Origin of the sequence: Candidatus Enterococcus willemsii (assembly GCF_009933335.1) — a bacterium.
Classification (GTDB): Bacteria; Bacillota; Bacilli; order Lactobacillales; family Enterococcaceae; genus Enterococcus_F; species Enterococcus_F willemsii.
The window spans coordinates 1-23,024 of sequence record NZ_MAEL01000046.1; the positions used below are offsets into that span (position 1 = coordinate 1).

22 protein-coding genes and 1 pseudogene are annotated in these 23,024 nt (G+C 35.9%); 3 read left to right on the forward strand and 20 right to left on the reverse strand.

Annotation, left to right across the window (positions count from 1 at the left end; translation table 11 throughout):
• Window positions 1-783: 783 nt before the first annotated feature.
• From BAU17_RS09580 to BAU17_RS09590, 3 genes are all read right to left on the reverse strand, one after another.
• Window positions 784-1,305, reverse strand: a complete 522-nt coding sequence (locus tag BAU17_RS09580; protein WP_161902602.1) for a hypothetical protein — start codon at window positions 1,303-1,305, stop codon at window positions 784-786.
• 448 nt (window positions 1,306-1,753) lie between these two features.
• Window positions 1,754-3,181 (reverse strand): 6-phospho-beta-glucosidase, encoded by a 1,428-nt coding sequence (locus tag BAU17_RS09585; RefSeq protein WP_161902603.1) that lies wholly within the window; start codon window positions 3,179-3,181, stop codon window positions 1,754-1,756.
• A 12-nt stretch (window positions 3,182-3,193) separates the two neighbouring features.
• Window positions 3,194-5,050, reverse strand: a complete 1,857-nt coding sequence (locus BAU17_RS09590) for a beta-glucoside-specific PTS transporter subunit IIABC (RefSeq protein WP_161902604.1) — start codon at window positions 5,048-5,050, stop codon at window positions 3,194-3,196.
• Window positions 5,051-5,282: 232 nt separating this feature from the next.
• Between BAU17_RS09590 and BAU17_RS09595 the strand changes: the two genes are divergently transcribed.
• Both BAU17_RS09595 and BAU17_RS09600 read left to right on the forward strand, forming a co-directional pair.
• Window positions 5,283-5,870 carry a histidine phosphatase family protein gene (locus BAU17_RS09595; RefSeq protein ID WP_233706823.1) on the forward strand — a complete coding sequence of 196 codons (588 nt, stop codon included), beginning with the start codon at window positions 5,283-5,285 and terminating at the stop codon, window positions 5,868-5,870.
• 15 nt (window positions 5,871-5,885) lie between these two features.
• Window positions 5,886-6,692 carry an MBL fold metallo-hydrolase gene (locus BAU17_RS09600; RefSeq protein ID WP_161902605.1) on the forward strand — a complete coding sequence of 269 codons (807 nt, stop codon included), beginning with the start codon at window positions 5,886-5,888 and terminating at the stop codon, window positions 6,690-6,692.
• A 97-nt stretch (window positions 6,693-6,789) separates the two neighbouring features.
• Here the strand turns inward: BAU17_RS09600 and BAU17_RS09605 are convergent, their stop codons facing one another.
• The 14 genes and pseudogenes from BAU17_RS09605 to trxA all read right to left on the reverse strand — a co-directional run bounded on the left by BAU17_RS09605 (window position 6,790) and on the right by trxA (window position 18,871).
• Window positions 6,790-7,683 carry a MurR/RpiR family transcriptional regulator gene (locus tag BAU17_RS09605; RefSeq protein ID WP_161902606.1) on the reverse strand — a complete coding sequence of 298 codons (894 nt, stop codon included), beginning with the start codon at window positions 7,681-7,683 and terminating at the stop codon, window positions 6,790-6,792.
• A gap of 38 nt (window positions 7,684-7,721) precedes the next feature.
• Window positions 7,722-8,081, reverse strand: coding sequence for a MerR family transcriptional regulator (locus BAU17_RS09610; protein ID WP_161902607.1), 360 nt, complete (start codon window positions 8,079-8,081; stop codon window positions 7,722-7,724).
• Between the two features lie 91 nt (window positions 8,082-8,172).
• Window positions 8,173-9,175: pseudogene (locus BAU17_RS14325) on the reverse strand (aldo/keto reductase).
• 1 nt (window position 9,176) lies between these two features.
• Window positions 9,177-10,346 carry an MFS transporter gene (locus BAU17_RS09620; protein ID WP_161902608.1) on the reverse strand — a complete coding sequence of 390 codons (1,170 nt, stop codon included), beginning with the start codon at window positions 10,344-10,346 and terminating at the stop codon, window positions 9,177-9,179.
• Window positions 10,347-10,412: 66 nt separating this feature from the next.
• Window positions 10,413-10,730, reverse strand: coding sequence for a carboxymuconolactone decarboxylase family protein (locus tag BAU17_RS09625; RefSeq protein WP_161902609.1), 318 nt, complete (start codon window positions 10,728-10,730; stop codon window positions 10,413-10,415).
• Between the two features lie 17 nt (window positions 10,731-10,747).
• Complete coding sequence (locus BAU17_RS09630; protein WP_161902610.1) at window positions 10,748-11,158, reverse strand: cupin domain-containing protein; 411 nt, start codon at window positions 11,156-11,158, stop codon at window positions 10,748-10,750.
• A gap of 2 nt (window positions 11,159-11,160) precedes the next feature.
• A complete protein-coding gene (locus BAU17_RS09635) occupies window positions 11,161-11,685 on the reverse strand; it encodes a flavodoxin (RefSeq protein ID WP_161902611.1) in 525 nt (174 codons plus the stop codon).
• Window positions 11,686-11,784: 99 nt separating this feature from the next.
• Entirely contained in the window at window positions 11,785-12,666 is an 882-nt protein-coding gene (locus tag BAU17_RS09640) for a LysR family transcriptional regulator (RefSeq protein WP_161902612.1), read from the reverse strand.
• A 151-nt stretch (window positions 12,667-12,817) separates the two neighbouring features.
• Window positions 12,818-13,378 (reverse strand): YdhK family protein, encoded by a 561-nt coding sequence (locus tag BAU17_RS09645; protein ID WP_161902613.1) that lies wholly within the window; start codon window positions 13,376-13,378, stop codon window positions 12,818-12,820.
• Window positions 13,379-13,507: 129 nt separating this feature from the next.
• Window positions 13,508-15,979 (reverse strand): heavy metal translocating P-type ATPase, encoded by a 2,472-nt coding sequence (locus BAU17_RS09650; protein WP_231474684.1) that lies wholly within the window; start codon window positions 15,977-15,979, stop codon window positions 13,508-13,510.
• Window positions 15,980-16,162: 183 nt separating this feature from the next.
• Window positions 16,163-16,369 (reverse strand): heavy-metal-associated domain-containing protein, encoded by a 207-nt coding sequence (locus BAU17_RS09655; RefSeq protein WP_161902615.1) that lies wholly within the window; start codon window positions 16,367-16,369, stop codon window positions 16,163-16,165.
• A 273-nt stretch (window positions 16,370-16,642) separates the two neighbouring features.
• Complete coding sequence (locus tag BAU17_RS09660; protein ID WP_161902616.1) at window positions 16,643-17,440, reverse strand: histidine phosphatase family protein; 798 nt, start codon at window positions 17,438-17,440, stop codon at window positions 16,643-16,645.
• A 33-nt stretch (window positions 17,441-17,473) separates the two neighbouring features.
• A complete protein-coding gene (locus BAU17_RS09665; protein WP_161902694.1) occupies window positions 17,474-18,208 on the reverse strand; it encodes a histidine phosphatase family protein in 735 nt (244 codons plus the stop codon).
• 351 nt (window positions 18,209-18,559) lie between these two features.
• Window positions 18,560-18,871, reverse strand: a complete 312-nt coding sequence (gene trxA / locus BAU17_RS09670; RefSeq protein WP_161902617.1) for a thioredoxin — start codon at window positions 18,869-18,871, stop codon at window positions 18,560-18,562.
• Between the two features lie 176 nt (window positions 18,872-19,047).
• On the opposite strand from trxA, the gene BAU17_RS09675 reads away from it, so the two are divergent.
• Entirely contained in the window at window positions 19,048-19,725 is a 678-nt protein-coding gene (locus BAU17_RS09675; RefSeq protein ID WP_161902618.1) for a GntR family transcriptional regulator, read from the forward strand.
• A gap of 79 nt (window positions 19,726-19,804) precedes the next feature.
• Here the strand turns inward: BAU17_RS09675 and BAU17_RS14220 are convergent, their stop codons facing one another.
• Genes BAU17_RS14220 through BAU17_RS09685 form a run of 3 tightly spaced genes read right to left on the reverse strand, consistent with a single transcriptional unit; the run spans window position 19,805 to window position 23,002 of the window.
• Window positions 19,805-20,140 (reverse strand): PTS sugar transporter subunit IIA, encoded by a 336-nt coding sequence (locus BAU17_RS14220; RefSeq protein WP_237579106.1) that lies wholly within the window; start codon window positions 20,138-20,140, stop codon window positions 19,805-19,807.
• Between the two features lie 22 nt (window positions 20,141-20,162).
• Complete coding sequence (locus BAU17_RS09680; RefSeq protein ID WP_237579110.1) at window positions 20,163-21,602, reverse strand: PTS transporter subunit EIIC; 1,440 nt, start codon at window positions 21,600-21,602, stop codon at window positions 20,163-20,165.
• On the reverse strand, window positions 21,599-23,002 hold the full coding sequence (locus tag BAU17_RS09685) for a glycoside hydrolase family 1 protein (protein ID WP_161902619.1): 1,404 nt from the start codon (window positions 23,000-23,002) through the stop codon (window positions 21,599-21,601). Before BAU17_RS09685 ends, BAU17_RS09680 begins: the two co-directional genes overlap by 4 nt.
• Between the last annotated feature and the right edge of the window lie 22 nt (window positions 23,003-23,024).

Genomic DNA, 23,024 nt, shown 5'->3' on the forward strand with positions numbered 1-23,024 from the left:
AACCTATACAGGTTGTAACTGCGATTATTACAAATAAAAAGGAATAAAAATGCTCTTTACTGAAATAATCACTATCTAATTTATTAATTCAATGACATATAGCAGATTTTTCTCATTGTTTTTTCATTTTACTGCTTTATTGTGGTGCGAATCTCCTAGTGTTTTTCTGTTCACTTGGGGTTCGCACTAAATGGAGCAGCAATTTTATCTATTTTTTGAAGCAAGTAACTTAAAATTTCATCTTAATAATTAGTCCCATGTGATAGCTGGTCTGAATTAATGATTAGGGCTTCATATTAGAACATCTCTGTTACTGACCGTTCTTGGCAGAGAAATGACGTTCGTTCATTATATAACCCGTGATACCAACCAATATCGCTATACCAGATATTATACAATCATACGCTCACTTTTATAAGGAGCCGATTCATATGTCATGCTTTTCCATATAATACTAATGATATTTTTATGTAGCAAATACTTCCATAGCACAACTAATGCCACGATGGTCATGGCTATTAAAAGGACTACTGAGCTACCATAATAGTTAATTTGACGTACCAAAGAAGATATTATTAACAAAAGTACATATAGACCAATCAATCCGATATATCGCTTATTTTCATTACCAGTCAAAGAATCATTCACTCCTTTCGCAGATTTATTTAAACACCTTAATTGTATCAAAATTTTTAAACTTACGCTATTTACTTTCAATAAAATCTAATAGAACACTCGTCAACGTTATAAATATTATATTTTACAACATTGACGTTTTTTCTATTACCAATCATCCATCGCCATTATTTTTTTTACTTGCTGTTTGTAATATGAGCGATCAATTAGAATGTTTTGGGGATTCTTAGGTGAATATAGTATCCGAATCCTTGTACCTACTTTCCAATGCAAAACAGTAGCAAATTTTGATTCAGAAATTCCTGTCTTATAGATTGTTTCAGTGATTCTTCCGTCTTTATTTCTATATTCTAATTTATACTTACGCTGTCTAAAACCTCCATATCCACCTACAGAGCCACCGTAGCTCACATTGGTAAATTTTTCTTTCTTGATGATTGCAGTTGTTTGGAGGTATTTATTGCTAGCAATAGAGAAAAATATTTCTTTCTTCGATAAGATACCAATAAACATCAAAAGTCCAATGATGAAAATAATCGTACCTACAATAGAGTAAAAAACAAATAATTTTTCTGGTACTATATAGGGAGAGATTATGCTATGAATCCACATAAAAATAATAGGTAGCAATAATAGTATTATGACAACTAGAACGAACTTCTTACGCATGTTTCTCTTTCCTCCTGTCATTCTAACGATACAACATATCAATCTTTCTTCAATTACTTATCAATGATTCCCACTTTGTCTCTTCTTCGCCCTTCTTTCAATTAACCACAACTCTTTTGAAAATCCTACTAGAGTAAGGATAAGAACGAATATATATAATTTGTTTCCCAACAAGATTTGTCTTCCAAAAACTAAAATTGTTGCTACTATGAATACAGAATAAAAGATCCGAGCGAGAATCAATTTGTGCCTACTCTTCATTTTCTTACCTCTCTAATAATTTACAAAAAAGCGCTATCATACATGAGGAATATAAACAAAATCTACTATTTTAGCGTACCATATTACACTACAGAGTTGCAAATAGACTCTGCCTTTTCTCTACAACAAAACAACAACCAAAAAGATGTACTCATTTTGGTTGTTGTTTGCGTTTGAGTTAACAAGCTTAGTCCAAATCCTCGCCATTTGATGCAATAACCTGCTTGTACCATTCAAATGATTTTTTCTTAGTCCGTTTAAGGGTGCCATTGCCTTCATCATCACGGTCAACGTAAATAAATCCGTAACGTTTACTCATTTGTCCAGTGCTTGCTGCCACCAAATCAATGCAGCCCCATGTGGTGTAACCAAGGAGTTCTACGCCATCAATTTCGACAGCATCTTTAAATGCTTGCACATGTTTCTTCAAGTAGTCGATACGATAATCATCTTCTACATAACCATTTTCGTCTGGCGTGTCGATTGCTCCCAACCCATTTTCTACAATAAACAACGGTTTTTGATAGCGATCATACATTTGATTCAACGAATTTCTCAAACCAAGTGGATCAATTTGCCAGCCCCATTCTGTAGAAGGCAGGTGCTCGTTTTTAATTGATGGGAATAAATTACCCGTGGCTTGGGCGTAGTCTTCCGAATGCGCACTAACTGTTCGAGAACAGTAATAAGAAAAGGTCACAAAATCAACTGGTGATGCCGCCAGTATTGCTTCATCACCATCTTTCATTTGAATGGATAAACCTTCACGCTCAAACTTCTTCAGTGCATAATTGGGATACTTTCCACGCGCTTGTACATCAATAAAGAAGTAGCCCTCTCTGTCACGATTAATCGCTTCTTGATAATCTTCTGGTCGGCATGTATAAGGATAGTGGCTTCCACCAGCTAACATACAACCAACCATATTTTCACTATCTACTTCATGTGCGATTTTAGTAGCCAAGGCACTAGCTACTAATTGATGATGTGCTGCTTGGTATTTAATTTCTTGTTGATTGTCTTCTTCTTTAAAAATAATGCCACCACCAACAAACGGTTGGTGTAACAAGATATTAATCTCATTAATTGTTAGCCAGTATTTCACTAGGCCTTTATAACGGTTAATGACTGTTTCGGCATACTTCGCATAAAAGTCAATCAATTTTCGGTTGCGCCAACCACCATACACTTTAATCAAATGAACAGGAATATCAAAATGAGCAATCGTTACTAAGGGTTCAATGTTGTATTTCTTGAGCTCTTTAAAAATTGTTTCATAAAAAACTAATCCCTCTTCATTGGGTTCTTGATCATCTCCTTTAGGAAATATTCGTGACCAAGACAGAGACATGCGATAAACCTTGAAACCCATTTCTGCAAATAACTTGATGTCTTCCATGTAGTGATGATACATATCAATCGCTACTTTGGCTGGATAATAATACCCACCCTGCCATTCCAACATTTCTAGGTTACCAGCTGCAACCTTTTTACGATCAGGTCCTGTTGGAAGTAAATCTACATTAGATAGTCCCCTTCCACCCTCTAGCACACCTCCTTCTGATTGATTGGCAGCTGTTGCGCCACCCCATAAAAAATCTTTATTTAACGCCATTTTTATTCACTCCTAAACTTTGATAACTAGTACTTCTTCATCTTTATTCACAGTTCCTTGTTTAAGTATTTCGATTGAGGAATACTGTGGCGTGTTCGTAACCACAACTGGTACTTGTGTTGGATAACCAGCTGCTTCAATTTTCTTGCTATCAAATGTCAGTAATAATTGACCTTTGGTAACTTTTTGTTCTGCTTCAACGAATGTATCAAAATATTGCCCATTTAATTCAACGGTATTTAAACCAACATGAATCAAAAGTTCAACGCCTGTATCTGAAACAAGGCCTATCGCATGTTTAGTAGGAAAAACGGCAACTACTTTCCCATCAAAAGGTGCGTATACTTCTCCTTCAGACGGATCAACTGCAAAGCCTTTTCCTAAAGCTTCTGAAGCAAATGCTTCATCTTGTACTTGGCTTAACGGCATAACTTTACCAGGAATCGGGCTAACTAAACGTGTGTCTTCTAAAATCACAGGTTTGATTTCAGACACACCTTCTATTTCTTCTTTCTCATATTTGAAACTCAAAACATAGGTCAATATAGCACTAACTCCTGCGGAAATAATTAAAGCAATAATGATATTCCAGAAGAAACGCATGGTATCATCACCGATGTAAAGTAAGACTGCTGGTAAACCTGATGAACCTGTTGCAAAGCGATGTGTATTTGTTAAACCAGCATATAAACCACCGGATGCACCACCAATCATTGCGGCAATTAATGGGTATTTCTTAGGTAAATTCACTCCGTAAAGTGCAGGTTCTGTAATCCCCATATAAGCAGTAATTGCTCCTGAAATAGCAACTTGTTTCACTTTTTTATTCTTTGTGCGGAAAGCCACGACTGCAGCTGCTGTCGCTTGTGCAATATTTGATACCAATGCACCTGGACCAAAAATACTATCATATCCTAATTCAGCCATTTGCATAACGCCAAGTGGTGCCACACCGTTGTGTAAGCCAAACATCACCATCACCGGAAGCAATCCACCAATTAAAACAGCTGGCACCCAACTTGCATGAATACTTAAGAAAGTAAAGAAAGAAGCTAAATAACCACCTAAAATACTACCAATTGGACCAAAAACTGAAAATGCTAATGTCCCCATAATTAAAAATGTCAGCATTGGTACAAATACTAATTCCACAGATTTTGGAATTACTCTGTGTAAGAACTTTTCAACATACGATTGGAAGAAAATGACAATCAAAATAGGGATTACTGAACCAGTATAAGTAGCCAAAGTAAAAGGAATAAATCCAAAGAAATTTACTGGTTCTCCTGCCGTCACTAAAGCTCCCCAATTAGGATGCATCATCATAGCCGCTACAGATGCTGCTAAAATTGGATTACATCTTAATTTTTGAGCAACAGTAAAAGCTAAAATCATCGGTAGAAAGAAAAAGACCCCATCTGCAAATAAATTCAACATATAATACGTTTGAGAATCTGGTGTAATTACTTTAAAGACAATTAAAAGAGCTAAAACTGCTTTGACCATCCCAGCGCCTGATAAAGCTGGAATGACTGGCTGGAAAGTTCCCGCAACAAAATCAATAACTGTTGCAACAGGTCCTTTTTTCTCATTTAAATTGCTATCATTTGATGTTTGGACATCAACGAATTTTTCCACTTCTTCAAATACATCTTTTACATGTGTCCCAATAACAACTTGATGCACACCTGCATTATGAATGTATTTTGTGACACCATCTAAATCTTCTAACTTTTCTTTGTTTAACTTCGATTCATCTGCTACTTTAAAGCGTAATCTTGTTTGACAATGATAAGCATCAGTAATATTTTCTTTGCCACCTAATTGTTGCACGATTTCTTTCGCCAACTGTTCATATTTTTTGCTCATACAAACCACTCCTAATAAATTTTGAAGAAAATGGATGCTGTCACCGGTAAGACATCATGTTTCTCTATCTGCAATTTATCATGTGCAGATAGCGTTTCCAATAGATTTTACGAAACTCGAAATAGGTTTCACATTCTTTTGATATTCAGCCTTTTTTATGAAATGAATTTCATAAAATACCATTGACTTAAAGTTTGCTTCATAGTGTATACTGTTTAAAAAGGAGGCGAATATGGTGCCAAAATACCTTTACTTAATGCGACATGGCGAAACTCTTTTCAATCAATTAAAGCTCGTTCAAGGTGCCTGTGATTCTCCACTGACTGATAAAGGCGTTAAACAAGCTCAAGCAGCCAAAAAATATTTTGAAAAACAGAACATTACCTTTGATCAAGCCTATGCTTCTACACAAGAAAGAGCTTGTGATACTTTAGAAATTGTGACATCATCACCCTATACTCGTTTAAAAGGATTAAAAGAAATGAACTTCGGCAAGTATGAAGCTCAAGCAACCTACTTACAACCCAAAGGTCCGCATACGTTCGAAACATTTTATGCCGATTATGGTGGCGAGCGTGCTGAAACAGTTAGACGAAGAATGTATGACACGCTATTTGATATAATGAATGAGAACAAGAACGCACAACACACGCTTGCAGTTTCGCATAATGGCGCTTGTTTTTATTTTTTAGCTCAAATCTGGAAAAAAGAATATGGAACACAACCGATTCAACTTCCTAATTGTTGCATCATCAAATTATGTTTTACTAACAATGAATTCCATTTAATTGATATCATTGATCCAGCAAAAACAGCCTAGAAAGGAAAAATTTCAATGAACAACAAAAAGCAAGCAATTCCACCACAAACAATCTTTTTCGGAGCTGAAGCCTTCCAAAAAAGTGAAAAAACGATTATTCGATGGTTGGGTAATTCAGGCATTTTATTAAATAGTCGAGGCACATGTCTAATGGTTGACCCCGTTTTAGAAGGTTTTGACCTTCCTTTATTAATTGATTTACCTATTAAAATGGAGGATATTCCTTCTTTAGATGCCGTTTTAATCACTCATTCTGATAACGATCATTTTAGTTTACCGACATTAGATAAATTAACCACCAAAACAAAAGCTTTTCACAGCCCTGAGTATGTTGCTGAACTAATTACTGAACATTTTGGGATAGAAGCTAGTGGTCATCCGATTTATGATACATTTATGATTGATAATCTAACCATATCATTAACAAAAGCCCATCATTTATGGCAAAATGAAACAAATAAATTTGACCGTATCTTTAAAATCGAAGATTATTGTGGTTTTTGGATTGAAACACTTGACGGCTCACTATGGATTCCTGGAGATTCGCGGCTACTTCCTGAACAATTAGAAATGCCACAACCCGATGCTATTCTTTTTGATTTTAATGATAATAGTTGGCATATTGGTTTTGAAAATGCCATTAAATTAGCTAATACGTATCCTAACGCTGACCTAATTCTTTCCCACTGGGGAACTGTAGATGCCCCTCATATCGATGCATTTAATGGTGATCCTGAAGAATTATACCCTCGAATTATCAATCCTGAAAGAATTCGATTAGTCGCAGCAGGTGAACCCTTTGAGCTACACTCATCATTGTAGTCGTTTATTCCTCTTTACAAGCATTCAAAAAAGGCAGCAACTTGATTGTACACTTGGTACATCAAGTTGCTGCCTTTTTATCAAACTCTTACCTAAACTAAAAATCTTCTTCGGCTATCTCTTTAAATGTCGATTTCCTGGTTGATTCCAATATACGTGAGTTTAAAATTTTTGCCTGCATGTTCTCTTCATAATTCAAAGAAAAAATTTTTGCAAATAGAATATTCAAAATAAATTGAATAGACGCTTCCGTAGAAAAATTAGCTATTTTAGAATACAACTTTTCTCGACTCGAAATATTTAAGACAATCGTCGAATAATCCCTTAAATAATTTTCTCCACCACTCGTTATACTAATAATAGGAACTTGATTTTTTAAAAGTAATTTTACGTTTTTCATAGGATATGTCTCTGAATTATTGCCTGAATATGAGATAATGACTGCACAATCCTTTGGCGTTAGCGTATTCGACACAAGACCAGATTCATTGGCATCAGCGACAAACGCTTTTTTATGAATGGTATTCAAGTTTCGTTTGAATAATTCACCATAATAAGAATTTGGGCTTCTGCCATAAATCACGATCGTATGTGCCTCATTAAGAATAGTCGCTGCTTGATTAATCATTGTAACGGACATCAATGAGGTCGTTTCTTTAATGGTCTGAATACGGAGATTCGCAATATTTTCAATAATCTCCAACGTATCTGCTGAATGATCAAATGGTATATTCACATCGACTTCTAAATGATTCTCATCGAAATGAGCCAATTCATGATTAAACGCATAGATAAACTCTCGCCATCCAGAAAAGTTAAAATACTTAGCAAAGCGAACCAGTGTCGGTTTAGAAGTATGTGTCAATTTTGCAATTTCATCCATTGAGTAGCTTGCCAAATCCTCTCTATTTGCCAAGAGAAACTCACCAATTGTCCGTCGCGCATCATTTTTCTTAAAAGCAGCCTCCTCAATCTTTTGAAAAAGATACATTTGACTTCACACTCCTTTTTTTACTGTAATACATTCGCTTAGTAATTTTGAATGTTTGCTTCGTAATGATTAATTTTACTTTTTAGCTTAAAAACAGTGTCATTGATTTGCTGTTGCTTCTGCCGTAGTTTCTCATATTCAAAAATAAGAAGCTGCTTTCGCTCAACTAATGTGTCATCTCCCATTTGATAAAGCGCGGTGTACCTAGCCAATGCCTCCACGGATAACCCTGAATCTCGCATACATTTGACAAAGCCAATCCAATTTATATCCTCCACAGAATAGTCCCTATTTCCAGATGCATCACGGTTGATGGGAGGTAATAGACCTTGTTTCTCATAATATCTCAACGTTGACGGAGTCAATCCATGGATTGATGCAGCCTCTGAAATGTTCATATAGTTATCCTCCCGAATATTAATCATAAATGCCATAAATTTTGTGATAATCATTCTTCAGCCACAATTCATATTTAGACGGCATTCCAGTTTAAGAAAAACCGACAATTTTGTGTGGAACATATTCCGCTTCTAAGTAATTCACAGTTTCTGGTGTTAGCTTAAAATCGATTGCTTTAACTGCTGTTTCTACATGGCTAAGTTTTGTTGCGCCAATAATTGGAGCCGCAAGATTCTCTTTTTGCAGTAACCAAGCAAGGGCAACTTCCACTTTACTGACACCATATTGCTCAGCAACTTCAGCTACTCGTTCGATAATGATACGATCTTTTTCTTCTGATTCATCATATTTGTCTTTTTGGACTGTATCCGTCTCTCTTCTTAAAGAAGTATCATTCAATGACTTAACCAATCTTCCAGAAGCTAAGGGACTGTATGGCGTCAGTGCTATTCCTTGGTCTACACAGTAAGGAATCATTTCTCTTTCTTCTTCGCGATATATTAAATTCAAATGATTTTGCATCGAAACAAATTTGGTCCAGCCATTTTTTTCTGCCACATGATTGGCTTTTTGGAATTGATAAGCATGCATTGCTGAAGCACCAATATAAACGAGCTTTACCAGATTTTACAACATCATGTAAGGCTTCCATTGTTTCTTCAATTGGTGTATCGTAATCCCAACGATGAATAATATATAAATCAACATAATCGGTTTGCAAACGCTGTAGACTTTGATCAATTTGTGACATAATCGCTTTACGAGATAATCCTTGGCCGTTTGGTCCATCAAACATTTTTTGATGAACTTTCGTTGCCAAAACAATTTCATCGCGCTTGGCATAGTCTTTCAACGCTTTGCCTAAAATCTCTTCACTTCGGCCTAATGAATATACATTGGCTGTGTCGAAAAAATTAATTCCGAGTTCCAATGCTCGCTTGATAATTGGACGACTATCTTCCTCTTCTAATACCCACTTATGAAACCATTTGTTTGGATCGCCAAAACTCATAGCTCCCAAACAAATCCGAGAGACATCCATTCCTGTATTTCCTAATTTTGTATAGTCCATTTCAATACCTCCTAATTTCATTCTAAATAGTCATATACTTATTAAATAGCAATGTAAAACAACCTAGTACCCCTAATAAAAAACCTGTAACGATGATTTGTTGACTAGCACTGCTATTTCTGCTAACAGTTGATATAAGTTGAGAAACATATGGTGCAAGTGTTGCACCTAAATTGTAGGCGACTAATACGACTGTCGTCCCAAACTTAGCAATATTTTCTCCACCCGACGTAAAGGTATGCATAAAATAAGGCATAATATTACGAAATGCAAAACCTAACATCAAAGAACAAAATAAAGTGAACAGTACCGAGTTGGAAAGACTGGTAAGAAAAACGCTTAGTCCAGCAAGCATAGCAGCAATTGGTAATAACCATCTGTTCAAATAACTATAAACAACACCGAAAAAATTTCCTGCAATAAATGCTCCCGTTGCAATCGCTGCAATCATATTGCTCCCATTAGTCGCATCGCCAATTCCTTGTTCAAGCAACAAAGGGGTGATTTGTAAATTATAATTGATAAACAGTAGCACGATTGCAAATAAAACGAGACCCAATAAGATAGATTTCATTTTACGTGCTTTGGAAAGATTGGAATCAGTAGAATCAGTCATACTATTTTGGGGTGTATTTTTTTCATTCGGTATGAACACAAAGACAAAAATCCAACTAACAATCGCAAAAGCATAAATTAAAAATGACATTTCCCAACTAAGCTTGATTAATTGGCCAACCATAATTGTCATAAAAATCCCGCCTAAACCCTCACATGCACTTTCTAAGCCTAGAGCTTTTGCTTTTTTGCGATTATCTGATTGGAATAACTGACTAATCATTTCAATCAATAAACGGTTAAATAAGCCAATACCTAGTCCCAATAAACATCTTGAAAGAAATAAGACAACAAAACTCCCTTGATACCATGCTGGTAAGGTACCAAATATACCCACCATGACTAACCCTGCAAGCATCGTATATTTTCGACCAATTTGTTTTTCAATGATACTTGTTAAAAAGACACCCATAACCAAAAATAAAGAAGGAATTGTCGTCAGAAGACCGATATAAACGGCGCTTACTTCCGGAAAACTTTGTGCAATTGCAGGAATATTAGCAGAAATAGCTGGCGCTGAATTGACAACTAACGCGACTGAAAGTAAGGCAAATAACTTTATCGAATAAAATTTCATATAATCTCCTTTATCAATAAGAGTACTCTAACAACACTCCTTGTAGTTGCTAGAGTACTCATAACATTATTCTTCTCCAAAAATTTCTTTTGCTAAATTAAAAGCTGTCCACGCTTTTGGCCACCCTGCGTAAAACGCAAGATGGGTAATAAGTTCGACAATTTCATCTTTCGTTACGCCGTTTTGTTTCGCAATAGTTAAATGTGCTTCTAACTGAGGCACACCTTGTGTTAAAAGACTAGCCACTGTAATCAAACTACGATCGCGCGGGGATAATTCCTTCTCTCTATCCCACACTTCTCCAAATAACACATCATCATTTAAAGCCGCAAATTGAGGAGCGAATTCTCCTAAATTATCTCTTCCAGCTGTTTGTTTTGGCATTTTCGTTCCCTACTTTCTTATTTTAAATTGAAATAAAGTTCATCAGACACTGGTTCCAACCATTCTGGAGTCCCAGCCGTAATCGCTAAGTGCTCAAACCAACTATCTTTAGCCGCACCGTGCCAATGTTTAATTCCATCATGCGTCACGACAACATCTCCAGCTTGCAAAAATTGAGCTGCTTTTCCCTCTTCTTGATACCAGCCTTCTCCTCCAGTGACAAGTAAAATTTGAAAGCCATCATGGTGAATGTGCCAATTATTGCGACAACCAGGTTCAAATGTGACATTTCCTACACCCACATTAATTGCTGGATCAGCTACTAGCGTTTTTAGATAACTTTGCCCTACAAAGTATTGAGCAAACGCATCATTTTTCTCGCCACTTGAAAAAATGACACCATCTTTTATTTCTTCAAATTTTGTCATTGCTATCCTCTCCTATTTGATTGATATTGACTTATCCAGTTTGAAATTGCTTGATCTGCTCTTTCAACTCTGGAACCTCTCACTGGTAAGCCTAATTGAATATTCGAGTTTGGACAGATTTTTTTGAGTTCAACTAAACTATTTCCAAATGCACTGCCTTCATGTGTGCAAAACGGGTAAATACATTTATTTGAAAGGTCGATTTGTTTTAAAAAATGACTAACTATTTTCGGCATAGAGCCACACCAATTAGGAAATCCTAAAAAAATATGTTCCACAGATTCGAAATCAATTGGAACTGGCTGAAATTCGGGTTCAATACCCTTATTCCTTTCTTCCTCTACAATTTTAATCGTTTCATGATAATCATAGGGATAGTCAATTACTGGTACAATCTCAAGCATGGGTGCATCAATCATTTGGCTAATCTTTTCGGCTAATCTTTCGGTATTGCCTTTAGTTAGCGTTTGAATTTCTCCGTGCACAAAATTTTGATTTGCCCTAGAAAAATAGAGTACAATTGTCATTTTTCCACCTCAAAAAAAACTGTAATATAAACTCGAACCGCTTACAAGTTTATATTACAGCTCCATTTAGATTCCGTCTAATACCTTTTAAGCTTACCTTCATGCTTCCAAGGCATACTTTATATGCTGAATAAATGCGCGTACAGTTGTATTTAAAAGACTTCCCTTCTTCCATACGAGGACACAATTTGTTTCTAACTTAGGTTCAAAAGGAAGGAACTTTATCTTATTCGTCCGATTCGTAGTTGCTCCTTTAAGTGAAAATGCTGCTCCTACTTTATTTTCAACCAAAGAAATAACATTGAAAATTAAATTATACTTTCCCACAATATTTAAATTTTCTTCATTAAACTTCCCCCAAGAAAAGAATAAATCCTGCACTGCTTTCCGACTTGAACAAATCAATGGTACACCCAAAATATCTTCCGCAAGAACATTTGGTCGGTTCGCTAAATAATGTTCTGTTGATACAAGCAATCCCCACTCTTCTTTCTCGGGTAAAATAAGTTTATTATAGTTTCCTTCTGAAATCGGTTCGATTAACAGGGCAATATCTAATAAGCCTTTATCAAGCTTTTCCACAATATCATTGCTAGTCCCACTAAAAATATTAAATGTGACTTGCGGATGATTCGTAATCATTTCTTCTAGCATTTTTGACAGAAAATGGGAACTATTTGCTTCGACACATCCAATTGAAATTTGCCCACTTAGCATCTTATTTTGATAGTTAGCAAATTCTTGCTCTACTTTTTCATCCAATGCTAAAATTTCTTCGGCTTTTTTCTTTAAATATGTACCTGATTCTGTCAGATACAATTTTTTATTTTTACGAATAAATAAATTTACTTGCAAACTTTCTTCAAATTCTCGGATTTGTCTACTTAAAGTCGGTTGAGTAATATGAAGTCGTTTAGCGGCTTGCGTAATATTTTGTTCTTCAGCTACAGCAAGAAAATACTTTAATAGGCGAATTTCCACATTTATCCATCCCTTTTCTATTTATTACGACTTGTCTTAAGAAAGGATACCAAGAAGATGAATTAGACACAAGTGAACATAACTAAAAAGATGACAGATAAACTAAATAAAAAGGCACAACAAAGAAATTCTTTATCATGCCTTAAAAATATTATTCAGCTGTCAACTCATCTTCAGTCATCCACATATGATTGGTCACTGTTTCTCCACCATCCGTTGGCTCGTAATCCACAACATACACAGTCCCTTCAATTGCTTGGTCAATAGTGGCTGTTGCTCCTTGCATGCCTGCCATATGATTGGCTTCTAAAACAACGGTATCTCCTTTTGTAAAAGGTTCTTCAGGGTTTTCTAGTTCTTCTTGCACAACCCATTTGTGATTTTTAACTTCATCGCCACCAGTCGTTGGTGTATAGGTTACTGCATAAATCGTCGTGTCATAAGCTCCAACAACAGTTGCTTTTGCATTTTCCATTCCTGGCATATGTCCTTCTTTAAGGGTCACTGCTGTTCCTACCGGATATTTCGGATTGCTTGCTTCTTTCATTCCTTCAGGAACTTCCCCAGAATGATGATGCATGTCCATGCTTGATGATGTTGTTGTCATATTATGCTCAGAGTGATCCGTGCTGTCGGGTTCATTTGCTGATGCGCATGCACCCAAAAGTGTTAATGAGCTTACTCCTAGAATAAGCATTGTTAATTTTTTCATCTTCTATTCCTCCTAGTTATTCATTTTAATCATAGAAAATCATTCTTTAATCGTTATCACCACCTCACTTAAAAGCAAAAAGCCACTCTAAAAGTTTTTCACATACTTTTAAAGTGGCAAAGGACAAACTTATAATTTAGGTTTAAACCCTTTTAAACGTAATGCATTTAGTAATACGGAAACCGAACTTAAACTCATTGCTGCACCGGCAAACATTGGATTTAATAGGGGGCCACCAAACAAGTGAAGCACACCCATTGCAATTGGGATACCAATTGTATTATAGGCAAATGCCCAGAATAAGTTTTGCTTGATATTTTTGATGGTTTCACGACTCAATTCAATCGCTGTTGGCACATCCATTAAATCGCTACGCATCAATACAATATCCGCAGACTCAATCGCAACATCAGTTCCTGAACCAATCGCAATTCCTACATTTGATTGTGCAAGGGCGGGTGCATCGTTAATTCCATCACCGACCATAGCAACATGCAAGCCTTCATTTTGTAATTTTTTCACTTCATTGGCTTTATCTTCTGGTAGGACTTCACTGAATACGCGGTCAATGCCTACTTGCTTCGCAATGGCTTCGGCTGTTCGTTTGTTGTCACCAGTAATCATTGCCACTTGAATACCCATTCGGTGTAATTTATCAATCGCTGCAATACTATTTTCTTTAATCGTATCAGCAACTGCAACAATCCCGATTAACTTGTCATCTGCAGAGATAAACATCGGTGTTTTTCCTTCTGAAGCTAAACGATCAGAGACTTCTTGGGCGTCTAACATTTTGATGTTGTTTTCAAGCATTAATTTGCGGTTACCTAAACGAATAATTTGTTGATCAATGGTAACTTGAATCCCATGTCCAGGAATGGCTTGGAACGCTTTGACTGTTTTTAATGAAAGGTTGCGTTCTTTTGCGCCTTCCACAATCGCTTCACCTAGCGGATGTTCTGAACTTGTTTCTGCGGATGCCGCAATCACTAACACCTCTTCTTCTGAATAGCCATTGTAATTGACGATATCCGTTACCACAGGTTTCCCTTCAGTAATCGTTCCGGTCTTATCAAACACAATTGTATGAATCTTTTGTGCTTCTTCTAACGCATCCCCACTTTTAATTAACACGCCATTCTCGGCACCTTTTCCAGTACCGACCATAATGGCGGTTGGGGTCGCTAATCCCAAGGCACATGGACAAGCAATGACTAATACGGAGATGGTGATGGTCAAAGCAAAGACCCAAGATTCTTGGCCTAAGAAGAACCACGCTAAGCCAGAAAGAACTGCAATTCCCATCACGATTGGAACAAAAATACCAGAGACTTTATCCGCTAATTTGGCAATCGGCGCTTTGGATCCTTGTGCATCTTCGACTAACTTAATAATTTGCGAAAGTGTGGTATCTTTTCCGACTTTCGTGGCTTTAAAACGGAATGAACCATTTTTATTGATACTTGCACCGACAACATTGTCGCCTACATTCTTTTCGATCGGTATACTTTCACCTGTAATCATTGATTCATCCACGGCAGAATTTCCTTCTACAATCACACCATCCACAGGAATTTTATCTCCTGGACGAACAACTAAGATGTCACCAGTTACGACTGCATCAATCGATATTTCAACTTCTTGCCCATCACGTACAACGCGGGCTGTTTTTGGCGCTAAGCCCATCAGTTTTTTGATTGCTTCAGAGGTTTTGCCTTTTGAAACAGCTTCTAAATATTTTCCTAAGGTAATCAATGCTAGAATGACCGCTGCTGATTCAAAATATAAATCGGGGTGACCATGGTGCACTTCCACACGACCAGTGGCTAATAACACCGTCATGACAACTCCTTGTAAGAGTGCAGCGGTTGTCCCAATCGCAATTAACGAATCCATATTCGGATGACCTTTGAATAATGCCTTGTAACCAACTGTATAAAATGAACGACCTAAATAAACAACTGGTAGTGTCAAAATAAGTTGAGTGATAGCAAAAGTGACGGTATGATGCACTGGATCAAGAAAATTTGGTAAAGGTAGTCCGCCAAATGGCAACATTGGTCCCATTGCGATATAAAGTAATGGCACAGTAAATACCGCTGACCAAATGAAACGTGTCCATAATTCCTTCATGTGTGCGTAACGTTTTTCTGTGCCATTATCATCTGTATGTGAGGCCGTTTCAGGTATTGCTTTATAGCCCGCATCTTCAACAGCACGTACAATATCACCTGTTGATAGCGCATCTTCATCATAAGAGACACTCATTTTTTCTGTGGCTAAGTTGACAGAAGCAGTGGTTACGCCTGCCAATTTATTGACACTTTTTTCAATCGTTTGTGCACAGGAGGCACAGGTCATTCCTTCTATTTCAAATCCTTGTGTAGCAACATTTTTGACTGCTTTGTAGCCAGCATCTTCGACAGCTTTTTCAATTTCATCGCTAGATAATGAATCGCCATCATACGCGACACTCATTTTTTCTGTGGCCAAATTAACTGATACATTTTGAATGCCGGTTAATTTATTGACGCTTTTTTCAATTGACTGCGCACACGAAGCGCAGGTCATTCCTTCGATAGCATACGTATCTTTTACCAATTCATTCATCTCCTTTATTTCTTAGTATATAATTAAATTCCACAACAATTGTGAGATTCTCTTTCTATAATTATTATATATTTTAAATTTACTTTTGTAAACGATACAGTTAAAAAAATATGATTTTTTAAAGTAATGAAGTGTCTATTAGTAGGTACTTCATTACCTTTGAATTACTTTTGACTATTGGCGTTCTGCAGTATAACCCGCTTCTCCGACAGCTGCAACAATTGCTTCATTTTTGACATCTTCCTTAGCAGTAACCGATAAAATTTTTGACTCTACATCGGCAGTAGCTGATTGCACACCTGCTAAAGCATTGACTGCTTTTTCGATTTTTGCTTTGCAATGTCCGCATGACATATCTGATACTAAATAAGTTGTATTCATAACTTATGATTCCTCCATTCATTTACGTTTGTAATTGTTGTTCTAGGATTATCTTACACCTTTTGTTTATGTTTGTAAACAAAAAAAATACTTAATTTGTTAAAAAACAGACATATCTCATTTTCTTCACTTATCATTCCTGTTTTTCTAAAGTGAATCTAACATCGTAAGAGATATTTTAGAAAATCGTTATACTTCAAAAATAGTCACTGTAGATAATAATATGGATTGGAAAGCATCCCACTTTTCAATCCATATTATCATACTATTTTTTTAATCCTTGTTATTTCCATTTTCTAAGAAGTGAGTATCGCCAATCGATTCACCAGTATATACCCCTTCTTTATAAACTATTTTAGTGACACTACAATTACCAATATCTTCTCCTTTATAAGATCCCGGAGCAAGAATTTCTAAAATAGTAGGAATTTCACTACCATGAGAAACAATTAGCACATTTCCTCCTGTTTCAGAGGCCTCTTTAATAACCTGATCCATTGCTTTCTTTGAACGTGTAACAATTTCTTGATAACTTTCAGCAGTACCGGTTTCGTCATTTTTAGCTATTTCATTCGCAATCGCTTCATCATCCATCTTCTCCATTAGTTTTGGATATTGCGACCATTCTTCATCAAAAGTAAGTCCATACTGTTCAAAAATTGGGGTCCACATATCAGCATTATTCCGACCTTCATAACCACCGTAGCCCCATTCTCTTAGCCCAGATAAAGTATTTAACTCTATTTTCTGATTGTCCGAAGTTTTGAGAATAATGTTCGCAGTGGAGATTGCACGACCTAAATCACTCGAATAAGCATGATCAAATTGAATCTGCTCTTCGCGTAAGCCTTTTCCTAATAACTCAGCAACTTTTTGTCCTTCATCAGTCAACGGTGTATCCGACCAACCTTGAACTTGACCAGTTGTATTGAACATAGTTTTTCCATGTCGAACCAAATACAAGGTTGTATCCTCTACTTTTTCCTTCGATACTGAGTCTTTTTGATTACTACATCCTGCAACTATAAATATAGCCACTCCCCAAACAATTATTTTCAAATACTTTTTCATAGTTTCCTCCTATAGGTGTCATCAACGCCAAATTCATTGATTATTTTCCACGTAACTTTCATCACCAATCTTCAATAGTTCATATTTACCATCTTGATAAGTTAAAGTAGTAACACTACCATTTCCAATATTTTCCCCTTGATAGTTATCTGGCAGAACTGCCTCTAGTAAGACCGGAATCATCCCACCAGATGAAACAATCAATACATTACCACCACCAAGTTTTTCAGCCTCCTCTATCACTTGTGTCATCGCCTCTTTTGCTCGCTTGTTAACCTCTTTTGTTGTCTCAGCTAAACCCAAATCATCTGCTGCTGCAATATCATCAGCAGTCACTTCTTCCCAATTGGCAATCCCGGTTTTTTCAGTAATTATTTGCATCACTTCTTCATCTGTACTGCCTTCAAAACCTCCATAAAAAAACTCTCTAAATCCAATATGTTCTTGCAATTCAGGTACTTTATTTTCATTATTCTTCAAAATAAGCTCAGCTGTTTTACGCTGTCTTCCTAAATCGCTAGAATATGCTGTAACAAATTTGACTTCACTCAAACCCTTGCCTACTTGTTCTGCTTGCTTTTCCCCGACATCGGTTAATGGGGTATCACTCCAACCTTGAGTTTGACCAGTAGTATTAAAGAATGTTTTTCCGTGACGTACTAAATAAATAGTAATTGGCTCTTCTTTAGCTTCCTCTGTTTTTTCATTATTTTTACCACATGCACCTAATAAAAAGATTATTAAAAAGGCAATAACTGATAACTTGATATTTTTTTCATTTTTATCCTCCTAAAAGTAACTATATTTTTGTAACCACTAATTCCACAACAAGACTAAAATTCCCTCCCTTCAAAAAAAGAACCCAAGAAAGGATACAAAGAGAATCTCTTCATATCTTTCTTGAGTTCTGCCTGATCGTATCAGTAACATACTCTGATTCAAAGCTACGGCGCTAGGAATCATTTTTTGTTTTCTAACAATGAATGTATCATAAGAGGGCAACGATGTAAACGCTTTCAATTATAATACTATCTTATTTAAAGTATGTAACATCTAATTAAATTAGATGTGTAAACAAAAAAGGGACTTCCCTCCCTTTTTTGTCTAATATATATTTATTTAACGTAGTTCTTCAACCGTTTCTCTCAACTCTTCAATCATTCGAACGCCAATTAAACGATCCACTAAGTTACCATTTTTAAAGAAGAGTAATGTTGGAATACTTTGAATTCCAAATTGTGCAGATAATTCTGGTTCATCATCCACATTCACTTTATAAATTTGAACTTCAGTTCCAGCATATTCTTCTGCTAAATTTTCCAATATTGGTGTTTGCATTTTACAAGGTCCACACCATACAGCCCAAAAATCTACTATTTGTACGCCTGTTGTAATCGTCTCTTTAAAATTATCTTTTGTTAAATTATTCATTTCAAATCCTTCTTTCTAGGTTGCACACAATTAGTTGTCTAGTTAACTAGACAACTATATTCTAAATGAGTTATACTAGATTTGTCAACTATATAAAACATGTGGGTCTCTTGACCTTTTGTTTCAGGTTGACTACTATAAAACATATAATTTACTATTGAAAGTTGGTTTATCCTATGAAACATATGGAATTGCCTTTAAAAATTCAACCTTCTCTACCTTTATCAGTGAATACACAAATTAAAGAACAGATTAAAGTATTGATTGCTAAAAAGTTTTTACAACCAGGTGATTACCTCCCATCCACAAATCAATTAGCCCAATTATTATCTTTAAATAAAAACACCATCCTTGGAGCCTATACCCAATTAAAAGACGAAGGATTATTAGAAACAGGAAAAGGCATTGGCACACGTGTAGCCAATGAGCAACAAATCGCAAAACATTTTAAAGATGATACTTACCTCGCTTTAGTTCAAGAAATTGTAGAGAAAGTTTCTACTTCTGAATATGCGGTTGAAAATATTCTTTTATCTGGTGTCGCATATAACCAGCTCTATGATTTCTCAGAATCAAACAAAAAACGTTACCTATTCATCGAATGTAAAAAAAGCGCTTGTCGCTTCTATATCGATGAAATTACACATAGTACCAATGCCATTATTGATTCCATTGATACAAAAGAAGTCTCCACAGAGAGACTTCAACATGCTATTGACGATGCGGATGTTGTCATTACACAAAATAATATTCTTGAAAGTTTAAATAAACGTGTAAGTTTTGACCAAACCAAAGTAATTGGTGTTTCTTCTTCTGGAGATATCAATTTGCTATTTCAAATGATTCAAGATTAGGTGAATGGTCATTTATGAAGTGCTTAATTATCAAACAATTTAAAAATGGTAATCCTCTTTCAAGGACTACCATTTTTTATTATTCCACTATTCGAAACTCCCGCCCATTTGTCACTACAATCGGTGTTTCAATTGAATAACCACTTTTCTTAATCTGATCAATATCAAATTCCATTAATAAATCGCCCACTTTAATGGTATCTCCTGCTTGGACTTTTGGTACAAAACCTTGCTTTTTCAAATTCACTGTATCAATACCAATATGAATCAATAATTCTGTACCAGTGTCAGATTTCAAACCTATGGCATGGTACGTATCAAATATCATTTCGACTGTGCCATTAAATGGTGCATAGACTTTACCTTCTGTTGGACGAATAGCAAACCCATCGTCCAATAATTTTTGAGAAAACATTTCATCTGGTACTTCACTTAAGTCAATTTTTTTCACCTTTAATAGGGAGTAGAATTTCTTGTACTTCGGATACAATTGATTCTTCTTGCTCCATTTCATCAACAGTTTGATTTACCTTCCCATCCAGACCTAAAATCATCGTCAAAACAAATCCACCAACTAAAGCGATAGACACACCAATCAAAATATGAATAAAGCTTGTAGCAGAATACGTTGAAATTGCCAAAATCCCTGGTAATGCCACAGCAGTACTATATGCATGGAAAATGCTTAAATAAGCTGCTGCAACCCCTGCTGATAACAAAGCTGCATAAAATGGCTTTTTATATTTTAAATTATAGCCATACATTGCCGGCTCTGTGATTCCTAAGAATGCTGTTGTTGCTGCAGTGAACGCTCCTGTTTTTTCAACTTTATTTTTTAATTTGAAGCCAACAGCAAATGCCGCACCTGCTTGCGCTAAGTTTCCTGCTAATAATGCAGGAATAATAACTGTTTTACCAGTTTCTGCAACTTCTTGTACCATAATCGGTGTAATTGCATAATGCATACCGAACATGACCAATACAGGTCGAAGTGCACCAAGCAAGAACGCACCAACTAATCCACCAGTATTATATAACCAATTCACTCCTTGAGCGATATAAATACCAAGATAAGAGCCAATCGGTCCTAATACACCTAATTGCAAAGGAATCATAATGAACAACGTTAGTAAAGGAACCAATAAAATTTTGAGCATGTCTGGCATAACTTTTTCAATCCATTTATAGACATAACTCATCACCCAAACGGCAATAATAATCGGGAAAACTGTTGACTTGTAATTGACAAACAACAATGGCAAACCAAAGAAATCTAAGGCTTGAATCCCAGTTTCTGCTGCTTGCAACGCTCCATTTTGAATCGTAGGATACATATAAGCAGCTGCTAGAGCGATTGCCATATATTCATTTGTTTTGAATTTCTTTGCAGCACTGACAGCAAGGAAGAATGGTAAGAAATAGAAGATTAAATCGCCTGTCATTTGCAACAACTTGATGACATCTGATTCGGGTGAAATCAATTGAAAATTTGTCAAGATTGCATTAACAGACTGCACCATCCCACAACCAATTAAAATAGGCAAAGTTGGGCTAAAAATTCCTGCAATCGTTTCAATAAACAAACCAAATGAGAGTTTTTTCTTCTCTGTCTCTCCAGATACATCATTACTTTCTGGTAATAGTGTTGAAAATGCACCATATACACCGGTGACTTTTCCGCCTAAAACAATTTGTAATTGACCGTTACTAAACTGAGCACGAATGACATCAGGTAATTTTTCTAAAGACGTTAAATCTATTAATTCTTCATTTTGAACATTTAATCTAAGACGAGTGGCACAGTGTGTGGCATTTTGGACATTCTCTTTTCCACCAACTTGACTCAATATTTTCTTTGCTAATTCCTCATTATTCACAACGATTCCCCTCTTTCATTAATAATCGTTTGATACCAGTAAAAGCTTTTTTTCTTAATACGTCTCATGTCTTTCAACTCTTCATTATCACGATTGACATAAACAAATCCGTAACGTTTGTCCATGCCTTCACGCCCACTAACCAAATCGATAAATGACCAGGCACAATAGCCTAATACTGGATAACCTAACCCTAAGCAATCTTTAATTTGTGATAGATGATTGTGAATATACTCAATGCGATAATCATCCTCTACTTGATTATTTTCTAATACGTCATATGCTCCTAACCCATTTTCAGTCACTAAAATAGGTAATTGATAGCGGTTATAAAAATCCATAATCGCTAATTTCATTCCTTCTGGACAAATATTCCATCCCCAATCTGTTTGAGTAATGTTATCATTCGTTGTGATTTCATAAATTCCTGGTTCTTCTTGAATAAATACCGTCTTCTCGTGATATGAAAATTGTTCTTTTTTATTTGTAGCTACGGTCTGATTTAAGTAATAATTCATCCCTAAAAAATCAGGTGTGTTATTTCTCATTAATTCCATATCTTCTGATTCAATTTCTGGTAAAATATCACGATCTTCCATATACTTCCAATGCAACGGAGCAAAGCGTCCACGACAATGTAATTCAGTAATATAGTACGTTGATAATTCATTAAATTCCATTGCTGCCAATGTATCCTCTGGTCGATTGCTATTAGGAATCGCATACATTGGATTGATGACTGGCCCAATTTGCGCATGTGGCAATAATTCATGACAAAGTTTAATCACTCGAGCCGTCGCTACACACATGTGATAGTTCATCTGTTCAGCTAATTTTAAATAGTCTTTTCCTTCTATTTCTTCTGAAATACCTAAACGGCTAGGAATTTTCAATAAGTGATCCTGCTCATTAATCGTCAACCAGTACTTGACTTTATCACCAAAATTCTCGAATAATACTTCGGCAAACCTTTCAAAATCATCAATTGCCTCACGTGATGCCCATCCACCATATCTACCAACCAATGCTTGCGGGTATTCAAAATGATAAATTGTTACAATCGGTTCCATGCCATTAGCAGTCACTTCATCCAATAATTTTTTATAAAAGTCAATACCTGCTGGATTAATTGTTTTACCATCAGGCATAATTCGTACCCACGAAAGTGATAAGCGATAAGCTTTTAATCCCAATTCTTTCATAAGCGCAATGTCTTCCTGGTAATGATGATAATGATCGCTAGCAACAGAAAAATCAGTAATTCCTTTCTTTTTAGGTTGGATATCATGAACAGCAATCCCTCGTCCATCTACATCTGCTGCTCCTTCTACTTGAAAAGCGGATGTTGCTGCTCCAAATAAAAATTCTTCTGGAAATTGTTTTAATCGATTATGATACATCATTATCCTCCTATTTTTCTTT